8 protein-coding genes and 6 pseudogenes are annotated in these 14,248 nt (G+C 58.6%); 3 read left to right on the top strand and 11 right to left on the bottom strand.

What is annotated here, in order from left to right:
- Positions 1-22 precede the first annotated feature (22 nt).
- Positions 23-834, top strand: a pseudogene (locus tag AB4N76_RS19490) (TIGR02285 family protein).
- 170 nt (positions 835-1,004) lie between these two features.
- Here the strand turns inward: AB4N76_RS19490 and AB4N76_RS19485 are convergent.
- From AB4N76_RS19485 to xerD, 6 genes and pseudogenes are all read right to left on the bottom strand, one after another.
- Positions 1,005-1,294, bottom strand: a pseudogene (locus AB4N76_RS19485) (DUF3509 domain-containing protein).
- 163 nt (positions 1,295-1,457) lie between these two features.
- A pseudogene (locus tag AB4N76_RS19480) lies at positions 1,458-2,809 on the bottom strand (transporter substrate-binding domain-containing protein).
- A 133-nt stretch (positions 2,810-2,942) separates the two neighbouring features.
- Positions 2,943-4,350: pseudogene (gene thrC / locus AB4N76_RS19475) on the bottom strand (threonine synthase).
- A gap of 66 nt (positions 4,351-4,416) precedes the next feature.
- Entirely contained in the window at positions 4,417-5,721 is a 1,305-nt protein-coding gene (locus tag AB4N76_RS19470; RefSeq protein WP_046029043.1) for a homoserine dehydrogenase, read from the bottom strand.
- Between the two features lie 133 nt (positions 5,722-5,854).
- A complete protein-coding gene (gene dsbC, locus AB4N76_RS19465) occupies positions 5,855-6,586 on the bottom strand; it encodes a bifunctional protein-disulfide isomerase/oxidoreductase DsbC (RefSeq protein WP_046029041.1) in 732 nt (243 codons plus the stop codon).
- Positions 6,587-6,787: 201 nt separating this feature from the next.
- Positions 6,788-7,684: a site-specific tyrosine recombinase XerD gene (gene xerD, locus AB4N76_RS19460; RefSeq protein ID WP_046029039.1), complete on the bottom strand. Its 897-nt coding sequence runs from the start codon at positions 7,682-7,684 to the stop codon at positions 6,788-6,790.
- A 105-nt stretch (positions 7,685-7,789) separates the two neighbouring features.
- On the opposite strand from xerD, the pseudogene AB4N76_RS19455 reads away from it, so the two are divergent.
- Positions 7,790-9,597 (top strand): annotated as a pseudogene (locus AB4N76_RS19455) (cation:proton antiporter).
- A gap of 60 nt (positions 9,598-9,657) precedes the next feature.
- Here the strand turns inward: AB4N76_RS19455 and rplS are convergent.
- The 5 genes and pseudogenes from rplS to ffh form a co-directional block, all read right to left on the bottom strand.
- The gene (rplS, locus tag AB4N76_RS19450; protein WP_030139558.1) at positions 9,658-10,008 is read right to left on the bottom strand and encodes a 50S ribosomal protein L19; all 351 of its coding nucleotides are present in this window, start codon (positions 10,006-10,008) and stop codon (positions 9,658-9,660) included.
- A gap of 45 nt (positions 10,009-10,053) precedes the next feature.
- Positions 10,054-10,765 (bottom strand): annotated as a pseudogene (gene trmD, locus AB4N76_RS19445) (tRNA (guanosine(37)-N1)-methyltransferase TrmD).
- Positions 10,766-10,809: 44 nt separating this feature from the next.
- On the bottom strand, positions 10,810-11,346 hold the full coding sequence (gene rimM, locus AB4N76_RS19440; RefSeq protein WP_109786040.1) for a ribosome maturation factor RimM: 537 nt from the start codon (positions 11,344-11,346) through the stop codon (positions 10,810-10,812).
- Positions 11,347-11,351: 5 nt separating this feature from the next.
- Positions 11,352-11,603: a 30S ribosomal protein S16 gene (gene rpsP / locus AB4N76_RS19435; protein WP_003198088.1), complete on the bottom strand. Its 252-nt coding sequence runs from the start codon at positions 11,601-11,603 to the stop codon at positions 11,352-11,354.
- Between the two features lie 250 nt (positions 11,604-11,853).
- Positions 11,854-13,230: a signal recognition particle protein gene (gene ffh, locus AB4N76_RS19430; protein ID WP_034149000.1), complete on the bottom strand. Its 1,377-nt coding sequence runs from the start codon at positions 13,228-13,230 to the stop codon at positions 11,854-11,856.
- Positions 13,231-13,425: 195 nt separating this feature from the next.
- Here ffh and AB4N76_RS19425 point away from each other — a divergent pair, with 195 nt between their 5' ends.
- Positions 13,426-14,238: a cytochrome C assembly family protein gene (locus tag AB4N76_RS19425; protein ID WP_046029026.1), complete on the top strand. Its 813-nt coding sequence runs from the start codon at positions 13,426-13,428 to the stop codon at positions 14,236-14,238.
- Positions 14,239-14,248: the final 10 nt, after the last annotated feature.

Here is a 14,248-nt window from a genome sequence, read left to right as displayed (position 1 = left end):
CGGCGGCCTGGTCTCATCGGCGATGGCACAACCCAGGAAACCCTGGTCTGGTTGATGCGAGATCTACCGCCCCTGACCATTTTCGAAGGACCGAAAAAAGGCCAGGGCGTCATCGATCAACTGTTGCCCCTATTGATCGCCGGCATGCCGCAATACGAACACACCGTGATGCGGGTCAATCGCGCTCGCGGCCTGCAAATGCTCCACGAGCCTTCCCTGACCTGCGATGCGGCGTTGAACTGGAGCAAGGAGCGTGAAAGCTGGATCGCATTTTCCCTCCCGGTTTTTCGGGCCATGAGCAATGGTTTGGCGGTCAGACGGATAGATCAACCGGTGCTGGAGCCCTTTATTCGGGACGGTGAAGTAGACCTGGCGGCCCTGCTGGCCAGTGGTCGCGAGAAGTTGGGGATTATTGCCGAGCGCAACTACGGCGAATACCTCGATGCATTGCTCAAACAAGCACCGCCCGGTGCGTTGACGTTGCACTACGGAAACGACGCCTTGGGCAGTCTGTTGCAAATGCAACGCCTGGGGCGCTTGCGACTGTTGTTGGGCTACCGCCCGGAAATCCGCTATCAGGCCCAACAGCAAGGAATAGCGGAAGATGAATTGCAGTTTTATCCGATTCGCGGCACCGGCAAATACCTCTCCGGCTACATCGGTTGCACCGACACTCCCAAGGGTCGGCAGGCCATCGTCGAGATCAACCAATTGCTGCGCAAAATGCCGCGCGATCATTTGAGCGAGGCCTATGCGGCCTGGCTCGATCCGGAAAGTCGCGGCGCCTATCTGGAAGATACCCGGGCCTTTTTCGAGCATCAGGCCGGGCAGTGATAAATCGCAGGCAAAAAGAAACCCCGAGCAGTGGGGAGACAACTCGGGGTTAAACGTGGCCTACATAAAGACCCGTAACAGCAAGCGACAAGCACCGGAGCACAATGCTTGATCCTGCTGCTGTAGGGTCTGACTGATCTGTGCGCAGGAAGGTTCCCACAGATGTCACTTCAATTTCGGCTAGCCAGCATTTTGTCCTGAGCGGCATTGCGCAATGCCGCGATAACGCAAGGCTCCAGCCGTCCTTCGGCAATGAGCACGTCGCGGTGCAAGCCGTCGACGACGTCGGTCAGCAGACGTTTGTCGGTCAACTGAGCCTGATTGAAGGCTCGTTCGACGCATCAATGACGCCGATCGCATTTTTCAGTGTTACCAGGCATTCGCCATGGGCACCCGACGGGGACAGCGTGACCTGATACGGGCTCAGCGCTTCACCGAGCAACAGACTGATACTTTCCATCTCGATCACCACTCAATAGTCCGAAAACAAAGTGCCTGGGGCGTGCTCACAATTAGTGACCACTGGCCCGAGTAGAAAGTTCTGGATTCCAGTGTACACGCGCGTCGGCGCCTCTGGTTGTTAGAGCATGCACGGCAAAGATGACAGGGAAAAAACAAGCGCATCACCCGTCGCGGCTCCGCCCCCTGTCCGTCCAGCCGCCCAACAAACCACGCAATTGGCCATCGGCGCTATAGAACGGCACCGTCCACTGGTAGATATCCCTGATACCGTTCTTGAACTGCAATTGACGCTCGCTGAACCGCGCCTGCGCGTACTCAATTGGCTGATGAACTCGGCATGCAAACGTTCAGCAGTCGCTTTGGGCAAGACATCCAGTTCAATCAACTGTCGGCCCTGAATCTGCTCGAAACGGGTCGCCAGGCTCTCCTCGTAACTTTTGTTGCACATGATCAAACGCCCTTCCAGATCACGCACAAACATCGGATCGGGCATGGCATCCATCAAGGCGTGCTGAAAGGCGAGTTGGTCGCCGAGGCTTTTCTCCGCTTCCAGCCGTTTCTTGATCAACACCGTGAAGCGACGACTCCACAGCAACGACAGCAAGCCAAACAGACTGACGAAGACCACTCCCCAGCAACCCCACTGGCTTAGCCGCTGCCATACAGTGGGCGCGTGCACCGGGCTGATACCGTCGAGCCACTTCAAACGAATGGCGCGCAACTCGGCAGGCGGAAAAGCTTCGAGCGCTTTGTTGAGGATACTCAACAATTGCGCCTGGCCTTTGCGGACCGCCAGGTAATCGGGGTCCCACTTTCCCTCCAGGGTATGCCACACCTTAAGCTGTCCCGCGGGATAGAGATGCGCACCGATTTCGTTTTCGATGGTGGCATACGCTTCACCGCTCTCGACCAGCGCCCGGCCTTCGGCATAGGTTTTCACCGAGCGCAACACGATCGCCGGATGGTCACGACGAATCGTCGCCTCCAGCGCATGCCTGGCCGGTAGCACCAGCACCCGTTTTGCCATTTGATCCAGAGACTCAACGACAGGCATCCCCGCGCGCCCGATCAGCACCCAGCCAGCGCCCCCGAACGAGTGACTGAAATCCATAAACGTCTTGCGCTCGTCATTCATTGCCAGCGTCGTGGTCATGTCCGCGGCTCCACTTTCCAGACGCCCCATCAACTGATCAGTGGAAAACGTCTCTTCGTGAACAAATTGCAAGCCTGTCATGGCGCTGATGCGGTTGAGCAAATCGTTGTTCAAGCCGCTCCATTGACCGAGCTCATCCTTGAACAGATACAGCGGGTACTGCGCCGACGCGACAATCACCCGAGGGTGTGCAGCAATCCATTCACGTTCTTGGGCATCGAGCTCGATCATCGCTCTGACGGCAGGCTCCGCGGACTGCGGCACTGCCAATTGCGCTGCTGTTGCCCCTTGAGCAAAACCCAGGGCAATGAGTAAAAACATCCAGCACACGGCTGGTTTTAATCCTTTGAAAAACTGCATCACCACTTCCTTGCTGTTCAACTCGTCTGTCCGTCATAGGCGGCTCTTCATTAACGAAGTGGGACAAGTGTGGCATGCAGAAACGAGAAAGCCCGTCAGGAGACGGGCTTCAAAATGTGACAGCTTTTAGCGCTTACAAGGGTTTACCACGGTTGCCATGCTGACTGACAAAGGCCTGTACAGCTTTCAGGTCGTTCGGCAACACGGTGCAACGCTCATCTCGCTCAAACAAATCAGAAAGATGCAGGGAGCTCTGGCGCTTTTCCTACGCCAGCCTTCTCCACCGCGTCCGGGAATTTGACCGGATGGGCCGTCCCCAGAATCACCATTGGAATATCCAGGCTACGACGGCACTCGCGCGCAGCTTTCACGCCGATGGCCGTGTGCGGGTCCAGCAATTCGCCGGTCTGCTCGTACACTTCGGCGATGGTTTCGCAGGTTTGTGCATCATCCACAGCCAGCGAATCAAACAGCTTGCGGGCTTCGGTCCAGCGCTCCTCTTCAACGCTGAAACCGCCACCCTGTTTGAAGCTGTCCATCAGGCCGGCAATGGCTGCACCGTTGCGACCGTGCAGGTCAAACAGCAGGCGTTCGAAGTTCGACGACACCATGATGTCCATCGACGGTGACAGCGTGGCGTGCAGGGTTTCCTTGACGTACTGATTACCGCTCATGAAGCGGTGCAGGATGTCGTTGCGGTTGGTAGCGACGATCAACTGGTTGATCGGCAGGCCCATGTTGCGCGCCAGGTAACCGGCGAAGATGTCGCCGAAGTTGCCGGTCGGCACCGAGAACGATACCGAACGCGCCGGGCCACCCAGCTGCAGCGCTGCGTGGAAGTAGTAAACGATCTGGGCCATGATCCGCGCCCAGTTGATCGAGTTCACCGCCACCAGACGTGTGCCTTTGAGGAAGCTCTGGTCAGCGAAGCTCGCCTTGACCATTTCCTGGCAGTCATCGAAGTTGCCTTCGATGGCGATGTTATGGATGTTCTCGCCGAAGATAGTGGTCATCTGGCGACGCTGCACTTCCGACACGCGGTTATGCGGGTGCAGGATGAAGATGTCGACGTTTTCGCAGTGCTTGCAGCCTTCGATGGCGGCCGAACCGGTGTCGCCGGAAGTAGCGCCGACAATCACCACGCGCTCACCGCGCTTTTCCAGCACGTAGTCGAGCAAACGACCGAGCAGTTGCAGGGCGAAATCCTTGAAGGCCAGGGTCGGGCCGTGGAACAGTTCCAACACCCATTCATTGCCGTTCAGCTGACGCAACGGTGCCACGGCGTTGTGCGAGAACACACCGTAGGTTTCTTCAAGGATCTTTTTGAAATCGGCGTCGGGAATGCTGCCGGTAACAAACGGGCGCATGACGCGGAAAGCCAGCTCGTGATACGGCAGGCCGGCCCAGGAGGCAATTTCTTCCTGGGTGAAACGTGGCAGGTTTTCCGGGACGTACAGACCGCCGTCGGTGGCAAGACCTGCCAGCAGGACGTCTTCGAAATTCAGGGCCGGTGCCTGGCCGCGGGTACTGATGTAACGCATGACTGACTCCAATGGACAGTGTTCGTAGTGCGCGGCCCGCAAGCGGGCCCGGTCAACGATATCGGCTTAGTTCAGGTGCTCGACGCGGATCCGTACAACCGGACCGACGACGCCCGCCAGGGCTTCGAGAGCGGCGATCGCATCGTTGATGTGCTGTTCCAGCACGCGATGGGTCAGCAGGATCATCGGCACCAGGCCGTCGTGTTCCTCGGCTTCCTTCTGCATGATCGACTCGATGTTGATGCCGCGCTCCGACAGGATGCTCGCCACCTGGGCCAACACGCCCGGATGGTCCTTGGCCTGAATGCGCAGGTAGTAGGCGCTTTCGCAGGCTTCGATCGGCAGGATCGGGTGAGCCGACAGCGAGTCCGGCTGGAAGGCCAGATGCGGCACGCGGTTTTCCGGGTCGGACGTCATGGCGCGAACCACGTCCACCAGGTCAGCGATCACGGACGACGCCGTTGGCTCCATGCCGGCGCCAGCACCGTAGAACAAGGTCGAACCGGCAGCGTCGCCGTTGACCATGACCGCGTTCATCACGCCGTTGACGTTGGCGATCAGGCGATCAGCCGGGATCAGCGTCGGGTGTACGCGCAGTTCGATACCGCTGGCGGTGCTGCGTGCAACGCCCAGGTGCTTGATGCGGTAGCCCAGCGCTTCGGCATAGTTCACGTCAGCGGTGGTCAGCTTGGTGATGCCTTCGGTGTAAGCCTTGTCGAACTGCAGCGGGATACCGAACGCGATGGACGCCAGGATCGTCAGCTTGTGGGCTGCGTCGATGCCTTCAACGTCGAACGTCGGGTCAGCTTCGGCGTAACCCAGGGCTTGCGCCTCGGCCAGCACGTCTTCGAAGGTGCGACCCTTCTCGCGCATTTCGGTGAGGATGAAGTTGCCGGTGCCATTGATGATCCCGGCGACCCAGTTGATACGGTTGGCGGACAGGCCTTCACGGATCGCCTTGATCACCGGAATGCCACCGGCCACCGCCGCTTCGAACGCCACGATCACGCCTTTCTCACGTGCCTTGGCAAAAATTTCATTACCGTGAACGGCAATCAATGCCTTGTTCGCGGTGACCACATGCTTGCCATTCTCGATGGCCTTGAGTACCAGCTCGCGGGCAACGGTATAGCCGCCCATCAGCTCTATAACGATGTCGATCTCAGGGTTCGTGGCCACTTCGAAGACATCGTTGGTAATCGCAATACCGGTCGTCTGGAACTGAGGCTTTGGCGTGCGCATGGCAATTTGTGCCACTTCGATTCCACGCCCGGCACGACGAGCAATTTCCTCGGCGTTGCGCTGAAGTACGTTGAAGGTACCGCCACCGACGGTTCCTAACCCACAGATGCCTACTTTGACCGGTTTCACTGTGAACTCCCCATAAAACGGCCGACGCAAGGTCGGCCGTGAAAACAACCGCGTGCTCGCGGTTCTCTATTAATGGCCCGGCGATGTGGCTGCCGGACCATGATCGTCAATGGCTGACCGTGACGATGCGAATTTACTTCGCGCCCAGTGCCAGTTTGGCGACTTGTGGCGCCGGCTGGTAGCCCGGAATGACCTGACCGTCGGCCAAAACGATGGCCGGTGTACCGTTCACGCCGATCGACTGACCGAGGGCGAACTGCTTGGAAACCGGGTTATCGCACTTGGCGGCCTTGATTTCCTTGCCATCGACCATTTTGTCCATGGCCGCTTTCTTGTCCTTGGAGCACCAGACCGCTTGCAGCTGTTCGTCACCCGGCGAACCCAGGCCCTGGCGTGGGAACGCAACGTAGCGCACTTCAATGCCGCGCTTGTTCAGCTCAGGCACTTCGGCGTGCAGTTTGTGGCAGTACGGGCAGGTGGTGTCGGTAAATACGGTGATGTGCGACTTGGTTTCGCCAATGGCCGGGTAGACCACGGTTTCAGCCACAGGAATGTCGTTGACCAGTTTGGAAATACCCAGGCGCTCGGTCTTCTCGGTCAGGTTGACCGGTTTGCCATCCTTGAGCTGGAACAGGTAGCCCTGAACGACATACTGGCCGTCGGCGCTGGCATACAGCACACGGCTGCCCTTGAGTTTGACTTCGTACATCCCTGGCAACGGGCTGGCCGTAATGGTTTCGACGGGCACGTCGAGCTGGAGGTTTTCCAGGCTTTTACGAATGGCTTTGTCGGCCGCGTCATCGGCGACGGCAAAGGTGCTGACCAACGCAATGGCGGCGGCGGCGAAAATCTGGGTCAGACGCATGAGAACTCCTGAAGGCGGACAAATGGGACGATCAGAACGCCCGTGCCGAAACACCGGGTCATAAACGCCCATCGTGCAAACCGGCAAAGCCTACCACATAAGGTCCGTGTGGCCGAATGCGCCTGTCGTAAGTCATCTCACTCACCGTGCACGACGCTTTTATGTAGCAGCTGGCGAAGCCTGCGGCTACACAGTCCTGTGTTAACCGCGCGGGTGATGTTTGGCGTGCAGGTCTTGCAAGCGCGCCCGGGCTACATGAGTGTAGATCTGGGTGGTGGACAAATCGCTGTGGCCCAGCAGCATTTGCACCACCCGCAAGTCGGCACCATGGTTGAGCAGGTGCGTGGCGAAGGCATGGCGCAACGTGTGCGGCGACAGCGACTTGCCGATCCCGGCGACCTTGGCCTGGTGCTTGATGCGGTGCCAGAAGGTCTGGCGGGTCATTTGCTCGCCACGCAGACTCGGGAACAGCACATCGCTGGGGCGCCCGCCGAGCAGTTCGCCACGGGCATCGCGCATGTAGCGCTCAACCCAGACAATCGCTTCCTCCCCCATCGGCACCAATCGTTCCTTGCTGCCCTTGCCCATCACCCGCAACACGCCTTGACGCAAGTTGACTTGCTCCAGGGTCAGACTGATCAACTCGGTCACCCGCAAGCCACAGGCATACAGCACTTCGAGCATGGCGCGGTCACGCTGGCCGATCGCTTCGCTCAAGTCCGGCGCCTTGAGCAAGGCTTCAACGTCGGCTTCCGACAGGGATTTAGGCAAAGGCCTGCCCAACTGAGGCATGTCGACGCGCAAGGTCGGATCGACAGCGATCAACTTTTCCCGCAGCAGATAGCGATAAAAGCCACGCACACCCGAGAGAAATCGCGCGGTGGAACGGGGTTTGTAGTTCTGCTCCAAGCGCCAGGCCAGATGATCGAGGATCAGCTCACGACCGGCGTTGATCAGCTCCAGATCCTTCTCCTGCAGCCAACCGTTGAACAGGGCCAGGTCGCTGCGATAAGCATCGCGGGTATTGTCGGAAAGACCTTTCTCCAGCCACAGGGCGTCGAGAAACTGGTCTATCAGCGGATGATCGATAGCAGGCATGGGCGCTCTAGGCACACAGTCTCGGGACTGCGCGCGAAAAAAGGTGAACTGTAAAAATGGCCGCTAGTCTTTCATAGCCCGCCACTTCAAGGAACAGGAGCTTCAATGAGCGAACAGCAGATTCTGTTGGTTTTTGGCGGTATCGGTGCGGCAGCGTTGGGCTGCCAATGGTTGGCCTGGCGCCTCAAGTTACCGGCGATTCTGTTTCTATTGTTGACCGGGATTCTGGTCGGGCCGGTTCTGGGTCTGCTCGACCCGCTGGAAATGTTCGGACCATTGCTGATGCCGCTGGTATCGCTGGCGGTGGCACTGATCCTGTTTGAAGGCAGCCTGACCCTGCACCTTTCAGAATGGCGCGAGATTGGCCGCGTGGTGCATCGACTGGTCACCATCGGCGCGCTCTCGACCTGGTGGTCATCGCCGTCGCGACCCATTACTTGCTGGGTTTCGACTGGTTGCTCGCCATACTCTTCGGCAGCTTGACGCTGGTCACCGGCCCCACGGTGATCGTGCCGATGTTGCGCGTAGTGCGGCCGAAAGCCTCGATCGCCAACATCCTACGCTGGGAAGGCATCGTCATCGACCCGATTGGTGCCCTGCTCGCCGTGGTGGTTTACAGCTTTATCATCGCCCGCGCCTCGGGTGATGGCTGGAGCCAAAGCCTGCTGACTTTCGGTGGCGTGATTGTGTGCGGCAGCTTATGCGGGATCGCCGGGGGCTGGGTGCTCGGCACGATCATCCGACGCCAATGGCTGCCCGAATACCTGCACAACCTGGCAGCGCTCGCGGCGGTGCTGGGGATTTTCATTGCGGCCAATGAAGTCATGAACGAATCCGGATTGCTGGCGGTGACGTTGATGGGGATGTGGCTGGCCAACATGAAGGGCGTGGATGTGCGCGACATCCTGCACTTCAAGGAGAACCTCAGTGTGCTGCTGATCTCCGGGCTATTCATTCTGCTGGCCGCGCGGCTGGACTTGAACGCCTTGATTGCACTGGGGCCGCTGGTGCTGATTCTGCTGCTGATCATTCAGTTGATTGCCCGGCCATTGAACGTGATGCTTTCCACGGCGGGTTCAAGCCTGAGCTGGCGTGAACGTGCGCTGCTGGCCTGGATCGCACCGAGAGGGATTGTGGCGGCGGCGGTCTCGGCGATTTTCGCGATTCGTCTGGATGAAGCCGGCCATGAAGGTGCCTTGCTGCTGGTGCCGCTGACGTTTGCTGTGATCATCGGCACGGTGGTACTGCAAAGTGCCACGGCTCGACCGTTAGCCCGGTTATTGAAAGTCGCTGAACCAGCGCCCAGCGGCTTCCTCATCGTCGGCGCCAACGGCCCGGCGCGAACCGTGGGCAAAGCCTTGCAACAACTGGGCAGTCGAGTACTGCTGACGGATTCAAGTTGGGAGAACATTCGGGCGGCGCGAATGGACGGTCTGCCCACCTACTTCGGCAATCCGGCATCACAGCATGCCGATGCTCATCTGGATCTGGTTGGCCTGGGGCATTTGCTGACCCTGTCACCTTCGGGCGAATTGAACACGGTGGCGACCATGCGCTTTCGTCATGACTTTGGTCATCAGCGCATGTTCGGCGTAGCCAGCGGCCAGGACAGCCGCCGCACCGACAAGCATCGGGCGAGCCGCAAGCATCGTGGGCGCTTGCTCGGCAGCGAGGGAATGACCTACGGCAAACTGGCCAGTCTGCTCAGCCAGGGCGCCGAGCTCTACAGCACGCATCTGACAGAGGAATTTGATTTGGAAGACTACCGGGAACTGCACGGGGATCGGGCAACGTTGTTGTTCATCCGCGATGCCAGCGGATGGGTGCATGTGGTGACGCCTGGCAGTTCGCTGAAACCTTCGGCGGGGTGGACGCTGCTCGCGCTGATTCAGCCAGACACCGTCTGCGCCTGAGAAATCGCAGGCAACAAAAAAGCAGCCCGCAGGCTGCTTTTTTTGCATCGGAAGCTGGACTTAAGCCAGTTTTTCCTTGATGCGAGCTGCTTTACCGGACAGGTCACGCAGGTAGTACAGCTTGGCTTTACGTACGTCACCGCGACGTTTAACGGCCATGCTGTCGATTTGCGGGCTGTAGGTCTGGAAAGTACGCTCTACGCCAACACCGTTGGAGATTTTACGAACGGTGAATGCACTGTTTACGCCGCGGTTACGCTTGGCGATTACAACGCCTTCGAACGCTTGCAGACGTGCACGGTCGCCTTCCTTCACTTTCACCTGAACGACAATGGTGTCGCCCGGGGCAAAGGTAGGGATTTCTTTGGTCATCTGCTCTGCTTCGAGTGCAAGGATGATTTTGTTAGTCATGCTGTGCTCCTAAGGTAAATCAACGGATTTACCATCGATACGTTGTTAACTATCGTCCCGCTCGCGGATGTATTCCTCGAGCAGCTTCTTCTCTTCTCCAGAAAGCGAGCGGCTTTCCAGAAGATCGGCGCGTCGTTCAAAGGTCCTACCAAGGGACTGCTGTAAACGCCAACGCCGGATGTGCGCGTGATTGCCACTTAGCAATACGTCGGGAACACGCTGATCCGCATACACCTCCGGTCGGGTGTAGTGCGGGCAATCCAGCAAACCATCCGTAAAGGAATCTTCCTCGGCGGAGTCCGCATGCCCTAAAGCTCCAGGCAGCAGTCGTGTAACCGCATCGATCAGGACCATCGCCGGCAGCTCGCCGCCAGACAGTACATAGTCGCCAATCGACCACTCTTCATCGACATGAGCTTCAATAAAACGCTCGTCAATGCCTTCATAGCGGCCGGCAATCAGGATCAATGCATCCAGATTCGCCAACTCGCGCACCGCCGACTGAGTCAGTTGACGGCCTTGGGGGGACAGGTAAATTACCTTCGCCGCCTCCCCCGGCTGCTGCCTTGGCCTGAACCAGTGCATCTTCCAGGGGCTTGATCTTCATCACCATGCCCGGACCACCGCCAAATGGGCGATCATCCACAGTGTGATGTCGATCCGTCGTGTAGTCTCGCGGGTTCCAACAGGTGAGCTGCAACAGCCCCTGTTTCACCGCCCGACTGGTGATGCCGTACTCGCTGATGGCGGAGAACATCTCGGGAAACAAACTGATCACTTCTACGCGCAAGTTAGTCACGCTTAGAAATCCGCGTCCCAATCCACCTTCATCTCGCCTGCGGCCAGGTCGACAGCCAACACGCATTGCTCCGTATAGGGCAACAGACGTTCGCGATCATCCAGGCTGCCAGCGCAAGGCTTGACCACCATGACATCGTTCGAGCCAGTCTCTAACAGGTGATCGATCTTCCCGAACAATTGCCCGAGTGTGTCGATAACCTTGAGACCTTCCAGCTGGTACCAGTAGTACTCGCCGTCGGTCAGTTCAGGGAACAGGTTGCGCGGCACGCAGATCTCATAACCGGCCAGAAGACGAGCTTCTTCGCGATCATCGAGATCCTTGAGCTTTGCGACCAGGAATTTGTCATTCCCGCGTCCGCTGACCAGCTCTACCTGCTTTACATTACCGTCACGCTTGAGCGTCCAGGTTTTGTATTCCAGCAGGTTTTTAATTGGATCAGTAAAGGAGTACACCTTCACTTCGCCGCGAACGCCATGAACAGAATAAATTTTGCCAATAACGATCAAATCATCGGCAACAGCTGGCGTCGCGTTCATATTGCTCAGGCCGCAGCCTTAGCAGATTCCTTCAACAACTGAGCAACACGCTCAGAAGGTTGTGCACCAACGCTCAGCCAGTAGGCTACGCGCTCTTGGTTCACGGACAGACGGACTTCTTGACCACGAGCAACAGGGTTGAAGAAACCAACCTGTTCCTTGTGCGAACCGTCGCGCGGGTTGCGGCTGTCGGTTACGGTCAAGTGGTAAAACGGGCGCTTTTTGGAGCCGCCAAGGGCAAGACGGATTGTTAGCATGTGAACATCGTTCCTGTAGTCGGTGCTGCAAATCTAAAGGCACAGCGGGCATAGGTGCCTGAAAGGCCGCATATTCTAAGGAATATCCGGACTTTTGCAAATGACTTTTTCCGGCGGCCTATCGGACGCCATCCAGATTTGCTATAGAGCCGTCGTTGAAAACGGCCGGTCAGCTCCCGCCAAGTGCGGGTTTGCTGGAGATCCCGCATCCTTGCGGGTCTGCGCCGGTGCGATGACCGGCGCGGATTCTTTACATCTTCGGCATGCCGCCGCCGGGCAACATACCGCCCATGCCGCGCATCATTTTGGCCATTCCGCCTTTCGCGGAGAATTTCTTCATCATCTTCTGCATCTGCTTGTGCTGCTTGATCAAGCGACCGATGTCCTGCACCTGAGTGCCGGAACCCATGGCGATCCGGCGTTTGCGCGAACCACTGATCATCTCAGGGTCGCGGCGCTCGGCCGGGGTCATGGAGTTGATGATGGCTTCCATCTGCTTGAATTGCTTCTCTGCCGCACCCTGGGCGTTGCCCATCTGCGCCAGATTCACGCCGCCCATGTTCGGCAGCTTGTCCATGAGCCCGCCGAGGCCGCCCATGTTCTTCATTTGTTGCAACTGATCGCGGAAGTCTTCGAGGTCGAAGCCCTTACCCTTCTTCAGTTTCTTGGCCAGTTTGTCGGCCTTGTCCTTGTCGAGGGTCGCTTCGGCCTGTTCGATCAGGCTGAGCACGTCGCCCATGCCGAGGATGCGTGAAGCAATACGCTCAGGGTGGAACGGATCGAGCGCTTCGCTCTTCTCGCCCATACCGATGAACTTGATCGGCTTGCCGGTGATGGCGCGAACCGACAGGGCGGCACCGCCACGGGCATCGCCGTCGACCTTGGTCAGGATCACACCGGTCAGCGGCAGCGCATCGCCGAAGGCCTTGGCCGTGTTGGCGGCATCCTGGCCGGTCATGGCGTCAACCACGAACAGGGTTTCAACCGGGTTGATCGCGGCGTGCAGCGCCTTGATCTCGCCCATCATCTCTTCGTCGATGTGCAGGCGACCGGCGGTATCGACGATAACCACATCAATGAACTTAAGCTTTGCTTCTTTTATAGCCGCTTGCGCGATGTCGACCGGCTTCTGGCTCAGGTCGGACGGGAAGAAGGTAACGCCGACTTCACCCGCGAGCATTTCCAGCTGCTTGATCGCCGCCGGACGGTAAACGTCCGCGGACACGACCATGACCGACTTCTTCTTGCGCTCCTTTAGGAAGCGCGCAAGTTTGCCGGCGGTGGTGGTTTTACCCGCGCCCTGCAAGCCGGCCATCAGGATCACGGCGGGTGGAACGGCGCTCAGGTTCAGGTCTTCGTTGGCTGCGCCCATCAGGCTTTCGAGCTCGGCCTGGACGATCTTCACAAAGGCCTGGCCCGGCGTCAGGCTGCGCGACACCTCGGTGCCGACAGCGCGCTCCTTGACCGAGTTGACGAAGTCTTTGACCACGGGCAAGGCGACGTCAGCTTCGAGCAACGCCATGCGCACTTCACGCAGGGTGTCTTTGATGTTGTCTTCGGTCAGCTTGGCCTTGCCGGTGACATGGCGCAGCGTCTGCGAGAGACGGTCGGTTAAGTTTTCAAACATTGCGCGATCCTTTCAGGCCCTGTGTAGACCGGGATAATGGCGGCCCAGACCGGAATAAACATGTGCTCGGCGAGCCTGCGGCGTGGGCAGGTCGCGGATTATAGCGAAGACTGCGTCTGGCGGACACCTCGCACTTTCGTGCCGCGGGGGTTCTATGCCAAACTCAGCGCCTTTCGGGCCTGCCTAACAGGATTTATGCTCCCCTTGTCACCCAGTTTGCTTACTACCCTCGCCGCCGCCTGCTTATATGCCGCTGCGACTCTTTATCAGGGCTCTCGTCTGGCCACCGGCGCCAAGGCGAACAAGCGCCTGCTGGTCACGCTCGGCGTGCTGGCCGTCCTGGCTCACAGCGCCAGCCTGTTCACCCATCTGCTGACGCCGATCGGCCTGGGCCTGGATTTTTTCAGCGCCGCCAGCCTGATTGCCGCAGCGGTCATCGCACTGACCCTGCTGGCCTGTTCACGGATCCCGGTGGAAAACCTGCTTATATTGCTGTTCCCGCTGGGGGCCGCGACCGTGTTGCTGGCGCAGCTCGCCCCGGCCGGCACCGTACAGGTCATCGACGAAGAACCGGGCATCCTCGCCCATATTCTCTTGTCGATACTCGCTTACGGCATGTTTACCATTGCGGTGTTCCAGTCGTTGTTGCTGCTGGTTCAGGACCATCAGCTCAAGCACAAACATCCGTCAGGGCTGATCAAGAACTTCCCGCCGCTGCAAACCATGGAAAGCCTGCTGTTCGGTTTCCTGTGGGCTGGCTGGACCCTGCTATCGTTGTCGTTGATCTCCGGCTGGTTGTTTGTCGACAACCTGTTCGCCCAGCATCTGGTGCATAAAACCTTGCTGGCGTGCCTGGCCTGGGTTGTCTTCAGCGTTCTGTTGTGGGGCCGTAACCGCCTCGGTTGGCGCGGCCACAAGGCGATTCGCTGGACCCTCGCCGGTTTCTGCCTGCTGATGCTGGCGTATTTCGGCAGCAAGCTGGTTCGTGAATACATCCTGCATATCTGACGAGCGGCAT

This window comes from Pseudomonas sp. S2_F03 (assembly GCF_054668335.1).
Note: the sequence above shows the minus strand (reverse complement) of the source record. Positions and strands in the feature narration are given on the sequence as shown.

What these genes read in the sequence shown, in the direction of transcription:
- dsbC (WP_046029041.1), bottom strand. Translation starts at nt 6,586, where the DNA reads ATGCGTCTGACCCAGATTTTCGCCGCCGCCGCCATTGCGTTGGTCAGC.
- xerD (WP_046029039.1), bottom strand. Translation starts at nt 7,684, where the DNA reads ATGCCTGCTATCGATCATCCGCTGATAGACCAGTTTCTCGACGCCCTG.
- rplS (WP_030139558.1), bottom strand. Translation starts at nt 10,008, where the DNA reads ATGACTAACAAAATCATCCTTGCACTCGAAGCAGAGCAGATGACCAAA.
- rimM (WP_109786040.1), bottom strand. Translation starts at nt 11,346, where the DNA reads ATGAACGCGACGCCAGCTGTTGCCGATGATTTGATCGTTATTGGCAAA.
- rpsP (WP_003198088.1), bottom strand. Translation starts at nt 11,603, where the DNA reads ATGCTAACAATCCGTCTTGCCCTTGGCGGCTCCAAAAAGCGCCCGTTT.
- ffh (WP_034149000.1), bottom strand. Translation starts at nt 13,230, where the DNA reads ATGTTTGAAAACTTAACCGACCGTCTCTCGCAGACGCTGCGCCATGTC.
- AB4N76_RS19425 (WP_046029026.1), top strand. Translation starts at nt 13,426, where the DNA reads ATGCTCCCCTTGTCACCCAGTTTGCTTACTACCCTCGCCGCCGCCTGC.